The sequence below is a fragment of the Stenotrophomonas sp. SMYL11 genome (genome assembly GCF_036320005.1).
In the GTDB taxonomy this organism is placed as follows: Bacteria; Pseudomonadota; Gammaproteobacteria; order Xanthomonadales; family Xanthomonadaceae; genus Stenotrophomonas; species Stenotrophomonas maltophilia_A.
The window spans coordinates 1-23,353 of the sequence record NZ_JAWIRS010000008.1 but is presented as its reverse complement, the minus strand read 5'-3'; the positions used below and the strand labels follow the sequence as shown (position 1 = coordinate 23,353).

The window sequence follows — 23,353 nt, the reverse complement described above, 5'->3', positions numbered from 1 at the left end:
TTTTTTTTTTTGGGCCCCCGGTCGGGGGCGGTTATCCTTTCCATACCTAAACCCGCCCCCCACCCCAGGATCTCCCAACAGCTCGCAGGAAACTGTCGAAGGCGGGGTGGGTCCGGTGGCAGGGGTGTCCGCGGCATGGATGCCGTGGCCAAGCCCCCATGGGTGAGGGCGCTTTGCTTGCGAAGCACTGCTTCGCAAGCGCCAGAACGCCCAGCCGCCAGCGGCTGGGCCGGACCGCGGAGCGGGGTTTACGGCGTCCCCTGTCACCGGACCCACCCCGCCAACCCCAGGAAACCAGTTTTTGCTGTTGCTTCAGTCGAGCATGGCTCGACTCTACAGCGGGTGCAGGGCGCAGCCCTGCCCACAACACCCCCAGATTTGACGCACTGCGCAAGAATGCGCTAATGTACTAGCGCGCTATTACATTGATGCATGGATACGACCCCGTGAAAGCCCGCCCCGAGATTGCCGCCAAAGACCCGAAGGCCGACCTGGAAGCCCTGGCCCAGGCCTTTGCCGCCCTGCGCGAGCCGGAACAGGTCGAAGCCTTCCTGCGTGATCTGTGCACCCCGGCCGAGCTGGAAGCCATGGCCGACCGCTGGAAAGTGGTGCCGCTGCTGCAGCAGGGCGTGCCGTACCGCGAGATCCATGAGCGCACCGGCGTCAGCGTGACCACCACCGGACGGGTGGCACGCACGCTCGAGCATGGCCATCGAGGCTACGCCGCCGCCATCGACCGCCTTGCTTCGCGCTGATCCGCGCCCCGTTCCGAACTTCGAGACCTCCCCCATGAGTGCAACCCAGGCAGCGCCGGCACGAGATCGGCTGCGTATCGCCATCCAGAAGAGTGGCCGGCTGGCCGAACCCGCCCGCAATCTGCTCAGCGCCTGTGGCCTGAGCTGGCGCGAGAGCCGCGACAAGCTGTTCTGCTATGGCGAATCGCTGCCGGTGGACCTGCTGCTGGTGCGCGACGACGACATTCCCGGCCTGATCGCCGACGGCGTCTGCGACCTCGGCATCGTCGGCCGCAACGAGCTGGACGAACAGGCCGCGGCACGCCGCCAGATCGGCCTGCCTGACGCCTACCAGGCGCTGCGCGGGCTGGGCTTCGGCCAGTGCCGGATGATGCTGGCGGTACCCGAGGAATGGCAGTGGCAGGGTCCGGCACAACTGGCCGGCACCCGCATCGCCACCAGCTACCCGGCCATCCTCAAGCAGTGGCTGGCCGGGCAGGGCGTGGACGCACAGGTGGTCGAGCTGTCCGGTTCGGTGGAAATCGCCCCGCGCCTGGGCACCGCCGACCTGATCTGCGATCTGGTCTCCAGCGGCGCCACCCTGCGCGCCAATCAGCTCACCCCGGTGCACAACCTGCTCGACAGCGAGGCGGTGCTGGCCGGCGCGGTGCGCGTGCCCGATGATGCACGTGCATCGCTGCGCGCGATGCTGCTGCGCCGCCTCGACGGCGTGGTGCAGCGCCAGGACCGCAAGCTGCTGATGTTCCGTGCCAGCGAAGATCGCGTCGACGCGCTGGCGCAGCTGTTGGCCGATGCCGAGCCGCTGGTGCGGTTGCCGGCCGATGGCGGCGCGCTGCGCCTGCAGACGATGTGCCCCGGGCCGTTGAGCTGGCAGCGCATGGAGGAACTCGAGCGTGCGGGTGCGCAGGGCCTGATGGTACTGAGCGTGGAGCGGTCGCTGGCATGAACCGTCTGATCTGGTCCCGACTTGATGAGGCCGCGCGCAGCGCGGCATTGACCCGCCCGGTGCAGACCGTGGCGCAGCAGACCCGCGATGCGGTGGCGGCCTTGATTGCACAGGTGCGCGCGCAGGGCGACGACGCATTGCGTGCGATTACTGCACGTTTCGACGGTGTCGGGCTGACCTCGTTTGAAGTTTCCGAAGCCGAATTCGCCGCTGCCGAAGCCGCCGTGCCCGCCGAACTGCGCCAGGCGATGGTGGACGCCGCCGAACGCATCGCGCGCTTCCACGCCGCCGGCATGGGCAAAGGCTATGCAGTTGAAACCGCGCCGGGCGTGGTCTGCGAGCGCATGTTGCGTCCGATCAGCCGGGTGGGCCTGTATGTGCCGGCGGGCAGCGCGCCGCTGCCGTCCACTGCGTTGATGCTGGGCGTGCCGGCGCAGCTGGCTGGTTGCCCGCAGGTCGTGCTGTGCACGCCGCCGCGTGCCGATGGCACGGCCGATCCGGCGGTGCTGGTGGCTGCGCGCCTGACCGGCGTGCAGCGCGTGTTCAAGCTGGGCGGTGCCCAGGCCATCGCGGCGATGGCCTACGGCACGGCCAGCATTCCGGCCTGCGACAAGCTGTTCGGGCCCGGTAACAGCTTCGTCACCGAAGCCAAGCAGCAGGTCGCACAGGACGGCGCCGCCGCCATCGACATGCCGGCCGGTCCCTCCGAAGTACTGGTGATCGCCGATGCCGGCGCCAATCCGGCGTTCGTTGCCGCCGACCTGCTGTCGCAGGCCGAGCATGGCCCGGATTCACAGGTGCTGCTGTTGACCGATGATGCCGCGATGCTGGCGGCGGTCGAGGCCGAAGTCGAGCGCCAGGTTGCCCTGCTGCCGCGCCAGCAGATCGCGTGCCAGGCGCTGTCGGCGTCGCGCCTGATCCAGGTCGATTCGCTGCACGAGGCCTTCGCGATCAGCAACCGCTATGCGCCCGAGCACCTGATCCTGGCGCTGCGCGAACCGCGCGCGTGGCTGGACCAGGTGCAGGCGGCCGGCTCGGTGTTCCTCGGCGACTACACGCCCGAGGCACTGGGCGACTATTGCAGCGGGACCAACCACGTGCTGCCCACCGCCGGTGCCGCGCGCGCCTACAGCGGCGTCAGCGTTGCCAGCTTCCAGAACCTGATCAGCGTGCAGAGCGCAAGCGCTGCCGGTCTGGCGGCGATTGGTGGCTGCGCGCGCATCATCGCCAGCGCCGAAGGCCTGGATGCGCATGAGCGTGCGGTTGCACTGCGCATGGAGGCGGCGGCATGAACGCGGATACCGATGATGTGCTGGCCCTGGTGCGCCCCGATCTGCAGGCCTTCGCCGGCTACAGTTCGGCGCGCAGCGCGGCGGTGCAGGGCGAGGTCTGGTTGAACGCCAACGAGTCGGCCTGGGCCAATCCGGCTGATGCGGCGGGCAACAGCCGGCGCTATCCGGAACCGCAGCCGCTGGCGTTGCGTGAGGGCCTGGCGGCGCTGTACGGCGTGACGCCGCCGCAGCTGCTGATCGGCCGTGGCAGCGATGAAGCCATTGATCTGCTGGTGCGTGCCCTGTGCGTGCCGGGCCGCGATGGTGTGCTGGTCACGCCGCCGGTGTTTGGCATGTACGCGGTCTGCGCGCGCCTGCAGGGCGCCGAACTGATTGAAGTGCCCCTGGTGGATGCCGAAGACGGCCTGCGTGCCGATCTGGATGCTGTGATCGATACGGCCAAGTCGCGCAACGCCAAGCTGGTGTTCCTGTGCGCACCGTCCAACCCGGCCGGCAGTGACATCGCCCTGGACGAGATCGAGCGTGTGGCCAATGCTCTGCGTGGGCAGGCGCTGGTGGTGGTGGACGAGGCCTATGTCGAGTATGCGCATCGCCCATCGGCAACCACGCTGCTGGCCGCGCACGCCAATCTGGCGGTGCTGCGTACGCTGTCGAAGGCGCATGCCTTGGCGGCGGCACGCATCGGCAGCCTGATTGCCGCGCCGGAACTGATTGCGGTACTGCGGCGCTGCCAGGCGCCGTATCCGGTGCCGACGCCGTGCGCGGACCTGGCCGTGCAGGCACTGCAGCCGGCCGCGCTGGCACGCACCGCTGAGCGTGTGGCGACGGTCATCGCCGAGCGCGAGCGCCTGTTCGCGGCACTGCCCGGCCTGCCCGGCGTTCGTCGCGTGTACCGCTCGGCCGGCAACTACCTGCTGGTCCGCTTCGCTGATGCGCAGGCAGTGTTCGACACCTTGCTGGATGCCGGTGTGGTGGTGCGCGACCAGCGCGCCGCGCCGCAGCTGGGTGATGCACTGCGCATCAGTATCGGCAGCCCCGAAGAGAATGACCGCGTGCTTGCGGCCCTGTCGGCGCGGAGGGCCGCAGCATGACCCCGATCCTGTTCATCGACCGCGATGGCACCCTCATCGAGGAGCCGTCCGACTTCCAGATCGACGCCTACGAAAAGCTGCGCTTCGTGCCGCAGGTGATCCCGGCGCTGCTGAAGCTGCGCGACGCCGGCTATCAGTTCGTGATCGTCACCAATCAGGATGGCCTCGGCAGCGACAGCTACCCGCGCGCCAGCTTCGATGGCCCCAACGACCTGATGCTGCAGATCTTCGAAAGCCAGGGCATCACCTTCCGTGACGTGCTGATCGACTGCAGCTGGCCGCAGGACAACGCGCCGACCCGCAAGCCGGGCATCGGCCTGATGACTGCCTACCTGCAGGACCGCAGCATCGACTGGGCGCGCTCGGGCATGGTTGGTGACCGCATCACCGACCTGCAGTTCGCCGAGAATCTCAACATCCGTGGCTTCCAGCTGCGCACCGAACAGTTCGGTGGCGAATGGGACTGGCCGGGCATCGCCCATGCGCTGGCCGATGCACCGCGCACCGCCGTGGTCCAGCGCAACACCAGGGAAACGAAGATCCGCGTTGAACTGGACCTGGACCGTGCCGGTGATGCGCGCATCGCCACCGGACTGCCGTTCTTCGACCACATGCTGGAACAGATCGGCAAGCACGGCGGGTTCGCGCTGGACATCCAGGCCGAGGGCGACCTGCACATCGACGAGCACCACACCATCGAGGACACCGGCCTCGCCTTGGGCCAGGCCCTGCGCGAGGCGCTGGGTGACAAGCGCGGCATCGGCCGCTATGGCTTCACCCTGCCGATGGACGAGACCCTGGCCAGCGCCGCGCTGGATTTCAGCGGCCGGCCGTATTTCGTGTTCGAAGGCGAGTTCAAGCGCGAGCGCGTGGGCGACATGCCGACCGAGCTGGTGCCGCACTTCTTCCGTTCGCTGTGCGATGCCAGCGGCCTGAACCTCAACCTGCAGGTGCGCGGCGACAACGACCACCACAAGGTCGAGGCCTGCTTCAAGGCACTGGCGCGGGCATTGCGCCCAGCGCTGGCCCGCCAGGGCACGGCGCTGCCCACCACCAAGGGGGCATTGTGAGCGACGTCGCGCTGATCGATGCCGGCGGTGCCAACCTGGGCTCGGTGCGCTACGCATTGGAGCGCCTGGGCGCGACGGTGCGGCTGGTGCGCGATGCGGACGGCCTGATCGGTGCGCAGAGGGTGATCCTGCCCGGCGTCGGCGCCGCCGGTCCCGGCATGCAGCGCCTGCATGCGCAGGGTCTGGTGGAACCATTGCAGCGGCTGGAAGTGCCGTTGATGGGCATCTGCCTGGGCATGCAGCTGTTGTTCGAGCGCTCCGAAGAGGCCGGCGTCGAGGCACTGGGCTTGATTCCCGGCGTCGTGCGCAAGCTGGTGCCGGCCTGTGGCATCCGCGTGCCGCACATGGGCTGGAACCGGTTGTTGCCATTGCGCGAATCGCTGCTGCTGCAGGGTGTGCCGGAGCGCGCCAGCGCCTATTTCGTGCACAGCTACGCGGCGCCACTCAATACCCACACCGTCGCTGCCTGCGACCACGGTGGCCTGTTCACCGCGGTGGTGGAGCAGGGGCGCTACTTCGGTGCGCAGTTCCATCCCGAGCGCTCCGGCGATACCGGTTCGTTGATGCTGCGCAATTTCCTCGAGGGCACTGCTGCATGAGTTTCATCGTCTACCCCGCGCTGGATATCCGAGATGGCCGCGTGGTGCGGCTGCGCCAGGGCGACTACGCGCAGGAAACCTCCTATGGTGACGATCCGCTGCCGCGCGCACAGGCCTTCGCCGCGCAGGGCGCGCAGTGGATGCATCTGGTTGACTTGGACGCCGCACGCGCCGGTGGCTACACACTGGCGCCGCTGTTGGCATCCATTCGCGCGCAGACGCCGCTGCAGGTGCAGACCGGTGGTGGCGTGCGTGGCCGCGACGATGTGGCGCGCATCCTCGATGCCGGCGCTGGCCGCGTGGTGGTCGGCTCACTGGCGGTGCGTCGTCCGGATGAAGTGGTCGGCTGGCTGGAGGCGTTCGGCGCCGAGCGCATCACCATCGCGCTGGATGCCCGCCAGGATGCGCAGGGCCAATGGCAGCTGCCGGTGCACGGCTGGACCGAGAACGCCGGCGTGACCCTGGATGACCTGGCCCAGCGTTATGCGCGTGCCGGCATGCGCCACCTGTTGTGCACCGACATCGCCCGCGACGGCATGCTGGCCGGGCCCAACATCAGCCTCTACCAGCACCTGTCGGCGCTGCTGCCAGGCGTGGCGTTGCAGGCCTCCGGTGGCATCCGTGACGTGGCCGATGTGGCCGAAGCGCGTGCTGCAGGCTGCGGCGGCGCGATCCTCGGCAAGGCCCTGCTGGAGCAGCGCATGGACCTGGGCGAGGCATTGGCATGTTGAGCCGCCGCATCATTCCCTGCCTGGACGTGCGCGATGGGCGTGTGGTCAAGGGCGTGCGCTTCCGCGACCACGTCGACATGGGCGACATCGCCGAGCTGGCCCAGCGTTATCGCGACCAGGGCGCCGACGAGCTGGTGTTCTATGACATCGGCGCCAGTCCCGAGGCACGGTCGGTTGACGTTGCGTGGATCGAGCGCATCGCGCGCCTGATCGATATTCCGTTCTGCGTGGCCGGTGGCATCGACAGCGTGGAAACCGCGCGCCGCGTGCTGTTTGCCGGTGCCGACAAGGTGTCGATCAATTCGCCGGCGCTGGGCCGCCCGGAACTGATCACTGAACTGGCCGACGAGTTCGGCGTGCAGTGCGTGGTGGTCGGTGTCGATTCGGTTCGCGAGTCGGATGGCCAGTGGCGGGTGCGCCGTTTCAGCGGCAATCCGGACAAGACCCAGGCGGTGCCGCTGCGCACGCTGGACTGGATTGTCGAAGCACAACGGCGTGGCGCTGGCGAAATCGTGCTGAACTGCATGGACAGCGATGGTGTGCGCCGTGGCTACGATGTCGTGCAGCTGCAGCAGGCGCGGGCCCTGTGCCAGGTGCCGCTGATCGCCTCCGGCGGTGCCGGTGCAATGGAACACTTCGCCGAGGCCTTCGACCAGGCCGACGTCGACGGCGCGTTGGCGGCCAGCGTGTTCCACAGCGGCGCCATCGCCATTCCAGATTTGAAGCGCTACCTGCGCGGACAGCAGATCGAGGTGCGGGATGTCTATTGAAGTGAGGCCGTCGCTGGATGCGCTGCAGGCGCTGGACTGGGGCAAGGGCGACGGCCTGCTGCCGGCGGTGGTGCAGGATGCCAATACCCTGCAGGTGCTGATGCTGGGCTATGTCAGTGCCGATTCGCTGGCAGCCACGCTGGCCATCGGCCACATGACCTTCTTCAGCCGCAGCAAGCAGCGGTTGTGGACCAAGGGCGAGCAGTCCGGCAACGTGCTGGTGGTGCAGTCGATCAGCGTCGATTGCGATGCCGATACGCTGCTGGTGATGGCGCGCCCGGCCGGGCCGACCTGCCATACCGGTGCCGAGAGTTGTTTCGACCAAGCGCCGAAGGATTTCCTGGGCGGGCTGGGCCAGCTGGTGGCGATGCGTGAGGCGCAGCGCCCGCCAGGCAGCTACACCACCAGCCTGTTCGAGGGCGGCATCCGCCGAATCGCACAGAAGGTTGGCGAGGAGGGCGTGGAGACCGCTCTGGCGGCGGTGGCACAGGATGATAAGGCGCTGCTGGGTGAGGCTTCGGACCTGCTGTACCACCTGCTGGTGCTGCTGCGCGCGCGCGGGTTGTCGCTGGATGATGCGCGGGCGGTGCTGGAAAAGCGCCATCGTTGAGCTGCGGTAGTGCCGGCGGCTGGCCGGCAACCACCAGATGCCCGACGATCATGAGGTTGCCGGCCAGCGGCCGGCACTACCGGCAATGCGCCACCGCGTGCGCGATGTCATCAACGGAATCTACAATAGGCGGTCTTCTTTTTTCCCGGACCGCCCATGAAACTGCCTGCCGCCTGGCTGTGCTGCCTGTTGCTGACCTCGCCGGCCTGGGCCGCGGATACCGTGGTCAGCGGCAAGGTCTACCTGGAGCGCGACGGCAAACCCGGGCGCGGTGCGACCGATCCGGGCCTGGCCGGGGTGCAGGTCTCCAACGGCGAGGCCATCGTCAAGACCGCCGCCGACGGCAGCTACAGCCTGCCGTTGCGCGACGGCCAGACCGTGTTCGTGATCAAGCCGGATGCCTACGCCTTCCCGAAGGCCACCGACGGCCTGCCTTCGTTCTGGCGCCACTACCGCCCGAACGGCTCGCCGGCGCTGAAGTACGGCGGCATCGCCGCCACCAGCGATGTCACCCGCAACTGGGATTTCGCCCTGCAGTCGGATCGCCATGACAGCCGCCGTGGTTTCCAGATGCTGGTGTTCACCGATTCACAGACCGCCAGCCTGAAGGACATCGGCTACTACCAGCAGTCGATCGTGGTACCGCTGGTTGGCCAGACCAGGGCGCGCATGGGCACCACCCTGGGTGACATCGTCAACGATGACCTGACCCTGTACCCGGCGATCAACAAGGTCACCACCGAGCTTGGCGTGCCGTGGTTCCATGTGCCGGGTAACCACGATCTCGATTTCGATGCGGCCAGCGATGAGCATTCGCTGGACAGCTGGCGCAACATCTATGGCCCGGACACCTACGCGGTGGAAGAGGGCGGCGCCAGCTTCGTGTTCCTGGACGACGTGGTGTACGACCCCAAGGCCAAGCCGAAGTACATCGGCGGCCTGCGCGAAGACCAGTTCGCTTTCCTCTCCAGCTACCTGAAGGGCCTGCACAAGGATCGCCTGCTGGTGCTGGGCATGCACATCCCGCTGTTCGACGCCGCGCCGGGACGCGAGACTTTCCGTCACGCCGACCGCCAGCGCCTGTTCGATCTGCTGAAGGACTTCCGCAACGTGCTGGTGCTCAGCGGCCACAGCCACACCCAGCAGCACGTCTACCACGGCAAGGCCGAAGGCTGGAACGGCGACAAGCCGCTGCACGAATACAACGTCGGTGCCAACTGCGGTGCGTTCTGGTCGGGCGTCAAGAACGCGGCCGGCGTGCCGGACAGCACCATGAGCGATGGCACGCCGAAGGGCTATGCGCTGCTCGATGTGGCCGGCAACGGCAGCTACAAGCTGCAGTACCGCGTGGCCGGCAAGCCGGCCAGCGAGCAGATCGGCCTGCATGCGCCGAAGGTGCTGCGCCAGGGCGCCTATCCGGCCTGGGGCGTCTACGCCAACGTCTACATGGGTGAGGACGCCAGCGTGGTCGAGTACCGCGTCGATGGCGGCGCCTGGCAGCCGATGAAGCAGGTGAGCCAGCCCGATCCGCGCCTGATGGCGGAGAACGTGGCCGATGATCTGGCCAACAGCCTGCGCGGCTACGACCGCTCGCCGGAGGCCACTGCATCGCCGCACCTGTGGCGCGGCGCGCTGCCGACCGATCTGGCGGTGGGCAGCCACAAGGTCGAGGTACGCTCGACCCAGCCTGATGGTGCAGTGTTCACCGCCACCACCAGCTACAGCCTGCAGACTGCCCAGCCCTGATCCAGGGTGCCGCTGCCCAAGGCGAAAGGACCCCGCATGGATATCCGCTTCATGGCCGGCACCACGCCGGTGACCCTCAGCCGCCACTGGTTCACCGGCGCGATGCTGCTGCAGAGCGCTACCGAGAAGGTCTGGGTGCAGCACCCGCTGCATCCGGGCACCCACTTCTCGTTCTCGCTGGTACAGTCGTGGCTGCGTCACATCGCCGGCCACGAAGTACTGGTCGAGCGCACCCGGCCGCTGCTGTTCGCCGGCTTCCGCCCGCAGCGCCTGCGCGTGCTGGTGGATGGTGTGCAGGTGGCCGAACAGGAAGGCATGTAGGCCAACCTGAACCATCGGCGCGCTAGGCAAAGCCGCCCCGATGCCTGAGAATCGGGGCGATTCAATCGATCCAAGCAGGCCAGCGTGACCATCGCAGCAGCGTCCCCGGTTTCCTCCGACTCCGCCCGCGGCGGTCTTCCGCGCCATCTGGTCGTTGCCGATGTCGGCGGCACCTTCGCCCGCCTGGCCTTGGCTGAGACCCAGCCCGGCCAGGCGCCGCTACTGGGCAGCCATCGCACCTATGCCTGCGCCGAGCATCCCAGCCTGGCCGCGATCCTGGCCGATTTCACCGCAGGCCTTTGTCAGCCGGTGCAGACCGCGGTGGTGGCCATCGCCGGCCTGCTCGATGGCGATGTGCTGATCAACTCGAACCTGCCGTGGACGGTCTCGCTGTCAACCACGCGCGAACAGTCCGGGCTGCACGAACTGCAGCTGATCAATGATTTCGAGGCGGTGGCGCTGGCCATCCCGTACCTGCAGCCGGATACCCTGGTGCCGCTGAACGGCGACGCCGATCCGGCGCAGGCCTTCCCGGCACTGGTGCTGGGCGCCGGTACCGGCCTGGGCGCCGCACTGCGCTTTGCCGATGGCGAGCGCCCGGTGCTCGCCAGCGAGATCGGCCATGCCGCGCTCGGCGCCGGCAACACGCTGGAACTGCAGGTGCTGGGCAAGCTGCTGCAGCGCTGGCCGCACGTGGACAACGAGCGCGTGCTTTCCGGCAGCGGCCTGATGAACTTGTATCCGTGCCTATGCGAACTACGTGGTATCACCCCGGTATGGACCACTACCGAGGCGCTGATCGGCGCGGCGCGCAGCGGCGAGGATGCACTGGCGGTGGAAACGCTGCAGGTCTTCTGTGCCTGGCTGGGCAGCCTGGCCGGCGACGCGGCGATCGCCGTGGGCGCGCGCTCGGTGTACCTGGCCGGGGGCATTTCCGCGCATGTGCAGGATTTCCTGGCCGATGGCCGCTTCCGCGAGCGCTTCCTCAACAAGGGCGTGCTGACCGAGGTGCTGCGCCAGGTGCCGGTATGGCGGGTGGAGCACGGCCAACTGGGCGTGCTCGGTGCAGCGGTCTGGCACGCCGCACGGCAGCCCACGCACGACTGATCGGCAGGGCCGGCATCGGGCCGGCCGTGCATTGCAGACTGGGAGGGGATGATGGTGGATCGCAGGCAGTTCCTGCAGGCTGGCGCATTGGCCGCAGGCATGGCGGCATTGCCGGGCGTGCAGGCGCGCACGCAGGGTGGGGCCAGGGTGGTTTCGACCTGGGACTTCGGTGTGCCGGCCAACCAGGCTGCGTGGAAAGTGCTGGCACAGGGTGGCAGCGCACTGGATGCAGTCGAAGCCGGTGCACGCTGGGCCGAGAGCGAGCTGTGCAACCCCACCGTCGGCCACTGCGGCAACCCCGATCGCGACGGTGTGCTGAGCCTGGACGCGAGCATCATGGATGGCGATGGCCGCTGTGGCGCGGTGGCTGCGCTGGTCGACATCCTGCATCCGGTGTCGGTGGCCCGCAAGGTGATGGAGAACAGCCCGCACGTGCTGCTGGTGGGCGAGGGCGCCCGGCAGTTCGCGCTGCAGCAGGGCTTCGAGCGCCAGCAGCTGCTGACCCCGAAGGCCGAAGCGGCGTGGCGCGAGTGGCTGAAGACCGAAAAGTACCAGCCGCAGATCAACGCCGAGCGCCGCGGGCTTCCCGGCAACAGCGACAACCACGACACCATCGGCATGCTGGCGCTGGATGCGAAGGGCAATCTGGCCGGCGCCTGCACCACCAGCGGCATGGCCTGGAAACTGCACGGTCGCGTCGGCGACAGCCCGATCATCGGCGCCGGCCTGTATGTCGACAACGAAGTCGGCGCAGCCACCGCCTCGGGCGTGGGCGAAGAGATGATTCGCAACGCCGCTTCGTTCCTGGTGGTCGAACTGATGCGCCAAGGGCGCTCGCCGGCGCAGGCCTGCCGCGAAGCAATTGACCGCGTGGTGCGCAAGCGCCCCGAAGCGAGCAAGACGCTGCAGGTCTGCTTCCTGGCCATGAACAAGCAGGGCGAGGTCGGCGCTTACGCGCTGCATCGCGGCTTTGTCTACGCAGTGTGCGATGCGCAGCGCCAGGATGACCTGCGCGATTCGGCGTCGATCTACCCGAGCACCCAGGCGTGAGCACGCGGCTCACCCTGGAGATCGCCAGCAACTCGCTGGCCTCGGCGCTGGCCGCGCAGGCCGGCGGCGCCGATCGCATCGAGCTGTTCGACAACCTGGCCGAGGGCGGCACCACGCCGTCGTTCGCCAGCATCGCCATCGCCCGTGAACGCCTGTCGATTCCGCTGTTCGTGCTGGTGCGGCCGCGCCCGGGCGATTTTCAATACGACACGCTGGAAACCGAGCTGATGCTGCGTGACATCGCGCAATGCCGCGCGCTGGGCTGCGATGGCGTGGTGATTGGCGCACTGGATGCGCAGGGTGGCATCGACCTGCCGCTGTGCCGCGAACTGGTGCAGGCTGCCGGGCCGTTGCAGGTGACCTTCCACCGCGCCTTCGATGCTGCCCGCGATCTGCCGGCCGCGCTGGAGCAGGTGATCGGGCTGGGTTGCCAGCGCGTGCTGACCTCGGGCGGCCAGGTCAGTGCCGAGGCCGGCGCCGATGTGCTGGCGGGCCTGGTCACACAAGCGGCGGGGCGTATCAGTGTGATGGCCGGCGCGGGGCTGGGCCCGGCCAATATCGCCGCAGTGGCACGTCGGAGCGGCTGTACTGAACTGCACGCTTCCGCCAAGGGCCTGCGGCGCTCGGCCATGCAGTTCCAGAACCCGGCTTTACGAGGGTTGGACCCGGACTGGAGCCAGACCGCCACCGCCACCGTAGCCGCGCTGCGGCAGGCGCTGGACGGTTGAAAGCCGCGTGGGTCGGATCCCTTCGCAGAAGGTCTCCGACCCCACCCAGGCGCAAACGGGTCAGAGCCCTCTGCGAGGGGATCCGACCCCGTCCTGGGCTCGGTGCGGACAAGTTCGTTCCGCGCGAGATTGTCGCGATCGTGTCACTACTTCGTGCGCTGTTCTTTCAGCGATATCACGCAACTCTTTGATTGTCATGGCTGGCGATGGCCGATAACGGCATTACGCCACGTGTTGCTGCGTCGCCGCATGCCCGGCGCGGTTCAGCTGTGCTTTAGTTTGGATCGATCCACAGGGGAGGGCGCCGCGACGGTCTTGAACCGCTCCAGGCGCCCTGATCAGCCGTAGAGCCGCGCCACCACCCGTCCGTGCGTCCACACTTTCGAAGAGCAACCACCCATGGCTCAGATCGTCCGCAAGCGCCGTCACCTGCTGTCCCAGGCCCTGGTCCTGGCCCTGGCGCCCCTGGCTGCCAGTGCGCAGGAGGCCGCCAACTCGTCCACCAAGGATCTCGATGCGGTCACCGTCACCGGTTCGCGTATCAAGCGCGCCAGCGTTGAAGGCCCGGCGCCGGTCAACGTGATCACCGCCGCGCAGATCCAGAAGGAAGGCTTCGTCAGCGTCTACGACGCGTTGAAGACGCTCACTGAAGCCACCGGCACCGTTGAAGCCGCCTCGCAGTGGGGATCGCATACGCCCAATGCCAGCGGCCTGAACCTGCGCGGTATGGGGCCGAACCGCTCGCTGCTGCTGGTCAACGGTCGCCGTGTAGCGGACTACCCGCTGCCCTACGGCGGCGAAACCAACTTTTCCAACTACGGCAACATTCCCGCGGCCGCAGTCGAGCGCATCGAAGTGCTGACCGGTGGCGCCTCGGCCATCTATGGCTCGGATGCGATCGCCGGCGTGGTCAACGTCATCCTGAAGACCAACTACGACGGCGACGAAGTGCGCGTGCGCGGCGGCACCTCCACCGAAGGCGGCCGCGATACCTGGGATCTGTCCTGGGCCGGCGGCAGGACCGGCGACAACTGGAGCGTTACCTACGCGCTGCAGTACACCAAGCGCGATCCGCTGTTCGGCCGTGACCGCCCGCAGATGGATGATGCCGACGATGCGCCGTACCCGTCCTGGAACATGGAACAGCGCAAGGTCGGATTCCGTCCGACGTCCGGCCTGGCGCTGATCGACCCGACCACCGGCCAGCGCCTGGCGCCGCCCACCGGCACCTGCGAGAAGTTCGACGGGGAGTACTACACCGCCGATCGCCTGGTCTACAACTACGCCGCCAACACCATCAGCAACACCGGCCGCCTGTGCGGCATGAGCGCCGACTACGCCAACTGGCTGCTCACCGGCGGTGCCGAGAACGTGTCCGGCAACCTGTATGCCACCTTCGATTTCAGCAATGACCTGCAGGCCTGGACCAACTTGGCGGTATACCGTTCCGAAGCGATCTGGGGCACCAATCCGCCCGGCGTATCGCTGATCGACGATGACAACGGCTACTACTGGGATGCCAACCGCAACCGCCCGATCCTCGGCGTGCGCCAGTTCACGCCGAACGAGGTGGGCGGCCTGGATACGCTGCGCAACACCAACCGCGAACTGTCCTGGGACTGGAGCGCGGGCCTGCGTGGCCGCCTGGCCGACCGCTTCGACTGGAGCGCTACGGTGGGCCGTTCCTACTACCGCGTGGAAGAACGGCAGAACGTGGTCGACAAGCAGAAGTCGTACGACTATTTCCTCGGCCCAAAGCTGGGCACCACCGCCGACGGCGAGGCGATCTACGCACTGAACGAATCGCGCTGGTGGAACCCGCTGACGCCGGAGCAGTACTGGCAGATGGGCACCGTGGCGAAGAACCGTGCGTCCTCATGGGTCAACCAGGCTTCGGCGGATATCACCGGCGAATTGTTCCAAGGCTGGGCCGGCCCGATCTCGTTTGCGGCGGTGGCCGAAGTCGCGCAGCAGGGCTACCACCTCAGTCCGGACCCGCGCGCCGGCATCGACTTCGACCTGCAGAACGTCGATCGTGGTGGCGGCGAGCGCACCCGCTATTCGGCCGGCGTCGAGTTCAAGATTCCGCTGCTGGAAAGCGTGACCGCCACTGCGGCCGCGCGCTATGACCGCTATGGCAGCTACAAGGCTGACAACAGCAGCGAAGCGCTGGACATCGGCAGCCAGAAGGAAACCACCTGGAACGTCGGCCTGGAATGGCGTCCGATCGAAGCGCTGCTGGTGCGCGGCTCCTATGCCACCAGCTTCCATGCGCCGGACATGCATTACCTGCTGGGCCAGCCGAGCAGCTCCGAAGTACAGACCTATGACCGCCTGCGCTGCATCCAGAGCGGTGCATACCTGGTCAACAACTGTGGCGTGGGCAATACCGATGTCTGGTACACGTTCGATGTGAACCGGCGTGGCACGCCGCTGCTGCGCTCGGAGACCGGTGATTCGTGGACGGTCGGTTTCGTCTGGGACGTGATGCCCAATCTGTCGGTCAGCGCGGATTACTGGGCAATCAAGCTGGAAGACATGATCGTCGACGTTGGCGCCGACGAGGTGCTGGCCAGCGAAGCGGGCTGCCTGACCGGCAAGAACATGGACGGTACGCCGTGGGCAAATCCGGCCGGTGGCGAATACTGCGCCGGGATCCTCGCCCGCGTGAACCGTGACAGCACCGGCCGTCTGGTATCGATCGAGCGCGGCCCGTTCAACCTGGCCAGCCGCGAAGTGCGCGGCATCGACCTGACCGCGCGCTATCGCCTGGAAACCGCGCAGTGGGGCAGCTTCCAGCTCGGCCTGAACTACACCAACCAGATCTCAACCAAGGAACAGCGTTACGCCAACGATCCGAACCCGGAGCGTCGTGACCGCGACCTGCGCAGCAAGCTGCGCGCGAGCCTGGCCTGGCAGCGTGGCAACTGGAATGCCAACGTCTATGCCGATCGCATCGGTTCGGTGCCGGGCGTGCGCTACCACTGGGGCACCGATCGCTTGAACAATCCTGGCGGCTGCCTGCCGTTCGCCGATGGTTACGTGCCCAGCGACAGCCCGTCGCTCAACTGCCTGGAGCCGGCCACGCGTCCGGACGGCTCGCCGAATCCGAATCCCAACGCCGGCCAGCAGACGGCGCGCTACTACGGGCGGGTGGGCCCGTTCATCACCTGGAACTTCAATGTGGGCTACCAGGTGACCGAGCACGCCAAGGTCAACGTCTACGTCAACAACGCGTTCAACTCGGCCAGCTGGAACCACAAGGACCCGTACAAGCTGGACTACGATTTCGCCCCGACCCGCCTGCTCGGCGCGGTTGGCCGCGAGTTCGCGTTGGAGTACGTGTTCACCTTCTGAGGTGGACGGCGGGGGCGTCGGGCCCTGTGCTGCCGGGCGTTGGTAGATCCACGCCATGCGTGGATGTGAAGACCGGGGGCCCCTTCAGGCACGCGGACAGGCTGGATTTGACCTTCCCACGATGGCAAGGTTTAGCCTGTCCGCATCCAGAAGGAACCCCGGGAATCCGATCATGAGCACGCCCCGCGCCATTGCAGCCCCCGCAAGCCCCGCCACCATCAGCCTGCCCATCGAGGGCATGACCTGCGCCAGCTGTGTCGGCCGGGTCGAGGCCGCGCTGTCCAAGGTCGAAGGTGTGGGCAGTGTTTCGGTCAATCTGGCCACCGAACGTGCGGATATCCGCCCGTCGGGCCCGGTCGATCGGGCCGCGCTGATCCAGGCGGTGGAGCGGGTGGGCTATGACGTGCCTGCCGCTACCGTTGAACTGGCCGTGGAAGGCATGACCTGCGCTTCCTGCGTGGGCCGCGTGGAGCGTGCGCTGCTGGCGGTGCCGGGCGTCAGCCAGGCCAGCGTGAACCTGGCCACGGAGCGCGCGACCGTGCGCGGCGTGGCGGGCGTGGACGCGCTGGTGGCGGCCATCGACAAGGTCGGCTACGCCGCACGCTTGATCCAGGCCGGTGTGCAGTCCGACGATGAGGCTGCAGAAAAGAAGGATGCCGAGCGCGCCGGACTGAAACGCGACCTGATCGTGGCGTCCGCGTTGGCGCTACCGGTGTTCGTGCTGGAGATGGGTTCGCACCTGATTCCCGGCATGCACGAGTGGGTGATGGCCACCATCGGCATGCAGGCCAGCTGGTACCTGCAGTTCGTGCTGACCCTCCTGGTGCTGGCCATCCCCGGCCGCCGTTTCTACCAGAAGGGCTTCCCGGCACTGCTGCGGCTGGCGCCGGACATGAACTCGCTGGTGGCGGTGGGCACCGCCGCGGCGTTCGGTTATTCGTTGGTAGCGACCTTTGCACCGCGGCTGTTGCCACCGGGCACGGTGAACGTCTACTACGAAGCAGCGGCGGTGATCGTCGCGCTGATCCTGCTCGGCCGCTTCCTTGAGGCGCGCGCGAAGGGCCGTACCTCCGAGGCGATCAAGCGCCTGGTCAACCTGCAGGCCAAGGTCGCGCATGTGATCCGTGACGGCCGCACGATCGAGATCCCGGTCAACGAGGTTCTGAGCGGCGATGTGGTGGAAGTGCGCCCGGGCGAGCGCGTGCCTGTCGATGGCGAGGTGATCGAGGGCCGCAGCTACATCGACGAGTCGATGATCAGCGGCGAACCGATTCCGGTCGAGAAGCAGCCCGGCAGCAGCGTGGTGGGCGGCACGGTCAACCAGAACGGTGCACTGACCGTGCGTGCCACGGCGGTGGGCGCGCAGACCATGCTGGCGCAGATCATCCGCATGGTCGAACAGGCACAGGGCTCGAAGCTGCCGATCCAGGCGGTGGTAGACAAGGTCACCCTGTGGTTCGTGCCGGCAGTGATGCTGGCCGCACTGGCGACCTTCGCGGTCTGGTTGATCTTCGGCCCATCGCCAGCGCTGAGCTTCGCGCTGGTCAATGCGGTGGCGGTACTGATCATTGCCTGCCCGTGTGCAATGGGTCTGGCCACGCCGACGTCGATCATGGTCGGTACCGGCCGTGGCGCCGAAATGGGCGTGCTGTTCCGCAAGGGTGAAGCACTGCAGTTGCTGAAGGACGCGCAGGTGGTGGCGGTGGACAAGACCGGCACGCTGACCGAAGGCCGCCCGCGCCTGACCGACCTGGAGATCGCCGACGGCTTTGATCGCGCCACAGTGCTGGCCGCCGTCGCCACCGTGGAATCACGTTCGGAGCATCCGATCGCTCGCGCCATTGTCGATGCAGCCACCGAGCAGGGCCTCGCGCTGCCGTCGATGATTGATTTCGAGTCGGTCACCGGCATGGGCGTGCGCGCCAGCGTAGACGGCGCACGGGTGGAGGTCGGCGCCGATCGTTTCATGCGCGACCTTGGTGTGGATATCACCGCGTTTGCGGCGCTGGCGGGCGAACTCGGCGCGCAGGGCAAGTCGCCGTTGTACGCGGCCATCGATGGACGCCTGGCAGCGATCATCGCAGTATCCGATCCGATCAAGTCGAGCACGCCGGCCGCGATCGCGGCGCTGCATCAGCTTGGCCTGAAGGTGGCGATGATCACCGGTGACAATGCCGGCACCGCGCAGGCGATCGCACGCCAGCTGGGTATCGATGAGGTAGTGGCCGAGGTGTTGCCGGAAGGCAAGGTCGAGGCGGTGCGCCGCCTGAAGGCCACGCATGGCCACGTCGCCTTTGTTGGTGACGGCATCAACGATGCGCCGGCGCTGGCCGAGGCCGATGTCGGCCTGGCCATCGGGACCGGCACCGATATCGCAGTGGAGTCGGCCGATGTGGTGCTGATGTCGGGCAACCTGCAGGGCGTGCCGAATGCCATCGCGCTTTCGAAGGCAACGCTGGGCAACATCCGGCAGAACCTGTTCTGGGCCTTTGCCTACAACACCGCATTGATTCCGGTGGCGGCCGGCGTGCTGTACCCGGTATGGGGTGTGCTGCTGTCGCCGGTGTTCGCCGCCGGTGCGATGGCGCTGTCCAGCGTGTTCGTGCTGGGCAACGCGCTGCGCCTGCGCCGCTTCCAGCCGCCGATGGCGGATGCCCCCGCTGCGAGCCACTGAAGGAGAACCGCATGAACATCGGTGAAGCCGCCAAGGCGTCCAGCGTTTCGGCGAAGATGATCCGCTACTACGAACAGATCGGCCTGATTCCCGCAGCCGATCGCACCGAGTCCGGCTACCGGGCGTATTCGCAGGCGGACATCCACCGCCTGCGTTTCATTCGCCGCGCGCGCGATCTCGGCTTCCAGGTCGCCGAGATCACCGATCTGCTGGGCCTCTGGAACGACACCTCGCGCCACAGCGCCGACGTCAAGCACCTGGCCGAACAGCACATCGCCGATCTGGAACAGCGCATCGAGCACATGCGGCAGATGGCCGGCACGTTGAAATCGCTGATCAGCTGCTGCGCGGGCGATGAGCGTCCGGAATGCCCGATCCTGCAGCGGCTGGGTGAGGACGATGAGACGCCGGTGCCGGTCGATACGGCAAAGACCGGTGCGGTGCGGCGGCGGGCGCAGAAGCATTGATCCCAGGTTGCAAGCATGAAAAAAACCCGCCGGGTGCAGCTGCACCGGGCGGGTTTTTGCGTTGCAGGCAAGGAGTAGAGGATCAGTCCGTGCGCGGCGGGAAGCCGGCATCGGTCAGTGCCGCCACGATCTGCGCTTCGCTGGCCGAGGTCTGTACCTGCACGCGACGGCTGGCGGGATCTGCCTGCACGCTGGCCTGCGGATCGACCAGCTCGATCGCCTTGGTCACGCTGCGTGCGCAGCCGCCGCAGGTCATGCCTTCCACGTGGAATTCCATCTGTAGCTCCTTCGGTGCTCTTGGGGGTGGAGCCAGTGTGCACCTTCCAACATTGGCAGGGTCAAGCGCAGGTCTGAACCGAAGACAAAGCACCAATGAAAACGGCAGCCACCTGTACCAGCGTGGCTGCCGTGGAGGAACGCCCCCGCCAGGGCGGGGCGTGGGTTGCACCGGGGCGGGCCCGGGCAACCCGGTGCTGCCTTAGAACTTCCAGGTAGCGCCGAAGTACAGCTGGCGGCCTGCGTAGGTATTGGAGATCAGGCGTGCCTTGGTGTCGCTTCCCAGGTGCACGCGCTGCTCGGACTTGGTGGCATTGATCACCGAGGCGGTCAGGGTCCAGTCCGGGGTCAGGTTGTAGGCCACGTTCAGATCCAGCTGGTCATACGGCTCGGTGTAGACGGTGAGGCCATTGTTGAGCCCACCGACAACCTGGCCGCGACGGTTGAACGAGGCGCGCGCGAGGAACTTCTCGTTCTCGTAGAACACCGTCACGTTGGCCTGGTTCTTGGCGCTGCCGACCAGTGGCGAGGAGCCGATTTCCTGACCGTCCAGAACAATGGAGGCCAGGTTGGTGTCGTTGTAGGTGTAGTTGGCCTGTACGCCGAAGCCGAAATCGAACGTGTACTGGCCATACAGCTCGACGCCCTGCGACACACCATCGCGGCCATTGGCCTGGGTCTCGTAGCGCTGCACGTTCACCGCTTCACCGTTGATGACCATCGGCGTGTCGCGCACCACCGGCAGGGTGAAGTTGTCCACGTTCTTGCGGAACAGGCCGACGCCGGCGACCGCGCCCGGCTGGAAGTACCACTCCAGGCCCAGGTCGAACTGGGTGGCCTTGAACGGTTCCAGCTGCTTGTTGCTGCCCTGGCCGACCCAGCCTGCGGTCGATGCGCCACCGGCGACGCGGCGATCATTGACGTACTCCTCGCTGTAGTAGCTCAGTGCGCCCGGTGCGGCGATGTCGGTGTAGCCGGGGCGGGCGATCACCTTCGATGCGGCACCACGCAGCACCAGCGTGTCGGTGATGTCCCAGGCGATATTGAAACTCGGCAGTACGTCAGTGTAGGTGCGATCCACGCCGATCAGGCTGTAGGTCTTGCTCTGCGCCAGATCGTGCGGCAGGCGCACGAAGCCGCTCTCGCAGCTGTAGGTCGGGTAGGCCGCAGCGGCCGGATCGGTGCACGCCATCGGTGCGCCGGACGCGTTGTCTAGGAAGTAGTCGTTGAACTTCTCGATCGAGTCGGAGGACTGCGCGAACTGCTTGGTGCGCACCACGCGCACGCCGACATTGCCGCGCACGCGTTCGGTGCGGAAGTTGGCCTGGAAGTAGCCCGAGTAGATCTTCTCGTTGACGTTGTAGACGAAGTCTTCCTCGGTGCGGTTGTGCGAGCCGCCGTAAGTCTTGTTCAGGTAGTCGATGTAGGCCGGGTAGTTGATGCCCGGGAACACGTTGGCATTGAAGCCACCAGCGATGTTGCTGATCGGGTTGGACAGGAAGAAGCCAGGCTGCGCATCGCCGGCAGTCGGATCGCAGCCGCTCTGGTAGCGGCTGTTGTCATAGTCGGCCGGGTCACGGCCCGGGCACACCCAGTAGGTATTGCCGGTATTGCGATGGACCTTGCCGTCACGGTACTTGGCGCCGAACTGGATCGAGTCCAGCCAGCCCGATTCGAACAGCTTGGTCACGTCAGCCTGGAAGTAATTCTGCTTGACCTCGGTGCGCTTCCACGACGAATCGGTCGAGCCGGTGTCGACTTCGGCGATGCCGTTCATCAGCTGCTGCTGCAGGTCGGGCGAGAAGGTGGCTGATGGCGTACCGGTCAGGTCCCAGGCGCTGTACAGGTTGCCCGGCAGGTAATCGTTGCCGACCTTGCGGCGCGGCTTGGCCGACATCCGGAAGTTCATCGAAGGACCACCTTCGGACCAGGTACGGCCGCCGGTGAACGAGGCCTTCCACAGCGGGCTGATGTCCCAGTCGATGGTCAGGTCAGCGGTCTGCGAGAGCGCCTTTTCCTTGCTGTAGCCACCGGTCAGCTGCGGCGTCGGAACCGTGCAGTCGTCTGGGCCCCAGCCGCCGGGCTTGAGGCCAGCGGCCTTGGCCTGGTCTTCGCTGCAGTAGTAGGTCTTTCCAGCCAGCTTTTCGAACTGGGCGCCGGTAACGGTGTTGCCGCTGGGGTCGAAGTCCAGGCCGTTGAGCAGGCGGCCGCCGGCCCAGTTTCCATCGCCGTTGAAGCGGGCCATGCTCCATTCCGGAATCTTCAGCATGTTCTGGGTGTAGTCACCCTGCAGCTCGAAGCGGAAGTAGTTGGCCGTCATCGTGACGTTGTCGACCGGCTTGAACTGGAAGGTCAGCTGGCCGCCCTTGCGTTCGCGCTTTTCTTCCTTCACCGCGAAGTTGACCGACGTCGGCATGAAGAAGTCGCTGTAATTGCCGCCGGTCTGGTTGTTGAAGCCGGACTTGCCCCACCAGTAGTGGATGCCATCCTGCGCCTGCACGTTGCCATAGGCATCGCGCGCCTTGCCGGCGCCATACCACTGGTAGTCCTCGGTGCTGGCTTCCATGGTGCGGGTGGTGCGCTTCTGCTGCGTCACGCCGATCAGTACGCCGAAACGCTCGTCCTTGCTGTGCCACGAATACAGGGCCGACGCCTGCGGGTCGATATCGTGGTGGGTATCGGAGGAGGTGCCCTCGAGCGTGACGAAGCCCGAGTTGGATTCCATGTCCAGCGGACGGCGGGTGTGCAGGATGACCGTGCCGCCGATGCCGCCTTCGTCGATGCGTGCTTCCGGCGACTTGAACAGTTCTGCGCTGGACAGCATGTTCGACGGCAGCAGGGTGTAGTTGAAGGAACGGGTTGCTTCGTCGTTGGTTTCCGACGTGGCCACGTAGTTGCCGTTCAACTGGGTCAGGGTCAGGTCGGGTGCCAGGCCACGCACGCTGACGCTTTTGCCTTCGCCGCCGCTGCGGGTGATGACGACGCCGGGCACGCGCTGCAGTGCGTCGGCGACGTTCTTGTCGGGGAATTTGCCGACGTCTTCGGCGGTGATCACTTCGACCACCGCGTTGGCATCGCGCTTCTGCTCAAGGCTCTTTTCAATGGCGTAGCGGTAGCCGGTGACCTGGACGCTGTCCAGCGTGGTGGCATCCTGCGCGCCGGTGGACGTGGCCTGCTGCGCGGCGGCGCCAGCCGGAATGACGGCGGCGGCCAATGCCAGCGCGATGGCCAACGCCAGTGCGTCCTGGCCATGCGTGCGTGTTGAATGCTTCATTCCCATCTCTCCCTCTCTCCTGGATTGATCCGGTGACGTGGCACGGACAACTTGAATCGATCTAATTTGAAGTGACTTTTGTTGCTATCGCCATGCAGTGGCAGTAGCACCGCGCGCGTGGCCTGGTACGTCCTGTTGCTGCTCCCCCAACTCCCGGCCATCGCAGTGTCGTTCTTGGATCGATCTAAGCGATGGGCGGGCGTTTTTTAGCATGGGTCGCCCGCGGGCGCATGCTGCTCCGCAATATGGTACTGGCGTGGCGAAGGGATGACGGTTTGCTGAAAACAGTGAAATCGTTTTCGTGCGCAGGGGAAGGGTGGGTCGGCAGGGCTGCGCCCTGCACCTGCTTCAAGCCAGGGCGACGTCTACAGCCAAAGCCAAAGCCAAAGCGGCTCTGGGTTGTCTGTGGCTTGGCGGGGCGGTGTCGGATTGCGGGGACGCCGTAAACCCGTCCATGGGGGCTTGGCCGCGGCATCCATGCCGCGGACA

19 protein-coding genes are annotated in these 23,353 nt (G+C 66.7%); 17 read left to right on the top strand and 2 right to left on the bottom strand.

Going from position 1 to position 23,353, the window contains the following annotated elements:
- The first annotated feature begins 446 nt into the window (after positions 1-446).
- From V3B46_RS12540 to cueR, 17 genes are all read left to right on the top strand, one after another.
- The gene (locus V3B46_RS12540) at positions 447-755 is read left to right on the top strand and encodes a YerC/YecD family TrpR-related protein (RefSeq protein WP_088025802.1); all 309 of its coding nucleotides are present in this window, start codon (positions 447-449) and stop codon (positions 753-755) included.
- A gap of 34 nt (positions 756-789) precedes the next feature.
- Positions 790-1,701: an ATP phosphoribosyltransferase gene (hisG, locus tag V3B46_RS12535; protein WP_329892023.1), complete on the top strand. Its 912-nt coding sequence runs from the start codon at positions 790-792 to the stop codon at positions 1,699-1,701.
- Positions 1,698-2,993 (top strand): histidinol dehydrogenase, encoded by a 1,296-nt coding sequence (hisD, locus tag V3B46_RS12530; RefSeq protein WP_329892022.1) that lies wholly within the window; start codon positions 1,698-1,700, stop codon positions 2,991-2,993. The genes hisG and hisD overlap by 4 nt, the downstream gene beginning before the upstream one ends.
- Complete coding sequence (gene hisC, locus V3B46_RS12525) at positions 2,990-4,084, top strand: histidinol-phosphate transaminase (protein WP_329892021.1); 1,095 nt, start codon at positions 2,990-2,992, stop codon at positions 4,082-4,084. The genes hisD and hisC overlap by 4 nt, the downstream gene beginning before the upstream one ends.
- Positions 4,081-5,154, top strand: coding sequence for a bifunctional histidinol-phosphatase/imidazoleglycerol-phosphate dehydratase HisB (gene hisB / locus V3B46_RS12520; protein ID WP_329892020.1), 1,074 nt, complete (start codon positions 4,081-4,083; stop codon positions 5,152-5,154). Before hisC ends, hisB begins: the two co-directional genes overlap by 4 nt.
- Positions 5,151-5,753 (top strand): imidazole glycerol phosphate synthase subunit HisH, encoded by a 603-nt coding sequence (gene hisH, locus V3B46_RS12515; protein ID WP_329892019.1) that lies wholly within the window; start codon positions 5,151-5,153, stop codon positions 5,751-5,753. The genes hisB and hisH overlap by 4 nt, the downstream gene beginning before the upstream one ends.
- Positions 5,750-6,484: a 1-(5-phosphoribosyl)-5-[(5-phosphoribosylamino)methylideneamino]imidazole-4-carboxamide isomerase gene (gene hisA, locus V3B46_RS12510; RefSeq protein ID WP_154263372.1), complete on the top strand. Its 735-nt coding sequence runs from the start codon at positions 5,750-5,752 to the stop codon at positions 6,482-6,484. The genes hisH and hisA overlap by 4 nt, the downstream gene beginning before the upstream one ends.
- Positions 6,478-7,254: an imidazole glycerol phosphate synthase subunit HisF gene (gene hisF, locus V3B46_RS12505; RefSeq protein ID WP_329892018.1), complete on the top strand. Its 777-nt coding sequence runs from the start codon at positions 6,478-6,480 to the stop codon at positions 7,252-7,254. The genes hisA and hisF overlap by 7 nt, the downstream gene beginning before the upstream one ends.
- Positions 7,244-7,864, top strand: a complete 621-nt coding sequence (gene hisIE / locus V3B46_RS12500) for a bifunctional phosphoribosyl-AMP cyclohydrolase/phosphoribosyl-ATP diphosphatase HisIE (RefSeq protein WP_329892017.1) — start codon at positions 7,244-7,246, stop codon at positions 7,862-7,864. The genes hisF and hisIE overlap by 11 nt, the downstream gene beginning before the upstream one ends.
- A 156-nt stretch (positions 7,865-8,020) precedes the next feature.
- Positions 8,021-9,610, top strand: a complete 1,590-nt coding sequence (locus tag V3B46_RS12495) for a calcineurin-like phosphoesterase family protein (protein ID WP_329892016.1) — start codon at positions 8,021-8,023, stop codon at positions 9,608-9,610.
- Positions 9,611-9,646: 36 nt separating this feature from the next.
- Positions 9,647-9,931, top strand: coding sequence for a hypothetical protein (locus V3B46_RS12490; protein WP_005409434.1), 285 nt, complete (start codon positions 9,647-9,649; stop codon positions 9,929-9,931).
- An 84-nt stretch (positions 9,932-10,015) separates the two neighbouring features.
- Positions 10,016-11,038, top strand: a complete 1,023-nt coding sequence (locus V3B46_RS12485) for a glucokinase family protein (RefSeq protein WP_329892015.1) — start codon at positions 10,016-10,018, stop codon at positions 11,036-11,038.
- A gap of 51 nt (positions 11,039-11,089) precedes the next feature.
- Complete coding sequence (locus V3B46_RS12480; protein WP_329892014.1) at positions 11,090-12,088, top strand: glycosylasparaginase; 999 nt, start codon at positions 11,090-11,092, stop codon at positions 12,086-12,088.
- On the top strand, positions 12,085-12,816 hold the full coding sequence (locus V3B46_RS12475; protein WP_329892013.1) for a copper homeostasis protein CutC: 732 nt from the start codon (positions 12,085-12,087) through the stop codon (positions 12,814-12,816). Before V3B46_RS12480 ends, V3B46_RS12475 begins: the two co-directional genes overlap by 4 nt.
- A gap of 399 nt (positions 12,817-13,215) precedes the next feature.
- Entirely contained in the window at positions 13,216-16,173 is a 2,958-nt protein-coding gene (locus tag V3B46_RS12470; RefSeq protein WP_329892012.1) for a TonB-dependent receptor plug domain-containing protein, read from the top strand.
- A gap of 172 nt (positions 16,174-16,345) precedes the next feature.
- Positions 16,346-18,847 (top strand): heavy metal translocating P-type ATPase, encoded by a 2,502-nt coding sequence (locus V3B46_RS12465; protein ID WP_329892011.1) that lies wholly within the window; start codon positions 16,346-16,348, stop codon positions 18,845-18,847.
- Between the two features lie 11 nt (positions 18,848-18,858).
- Positions 18,859-19,314, top strand: coding sequence for a Cu(I)-responsive transcriptional regulator (gene cueR, locus V3B46_RS12460; RefSeq protein WP_329892010.1), 456 nt, complete (start codon positions 18,859-18,861; stop codon positions 19,312-19,314).
- 82 nt (positions 19,315-19,396) lie between these two features.
- Here cueR and V3B46_RS12455 read toward each other — a convergent pair whose 3' ends face one another.
- On the bottom strand, positions 19,397-19,591 hold the full coding sequence (locus V3B46_RS12455) for a heavy-metal-associated domain-containing protein (protein WP_154263382.1): 195 nt from the start codon (positions 19,589-19,591) through the stop codon (positions 19,397-19,399).
- 201 nt (positions 19,592-19,792) lie between these two features.
- Entirely contained in the window at positions 19,793-22,870 is a 3,078-nt protein-coding gene (locus tag V3B46_RS12450; protein WP_154263383.1) for a TonB-dependent receptor, read from the bottom strand.
- Between the last annotated feature and the right edge of the window lie 483 nt (positions 22,871-23,353).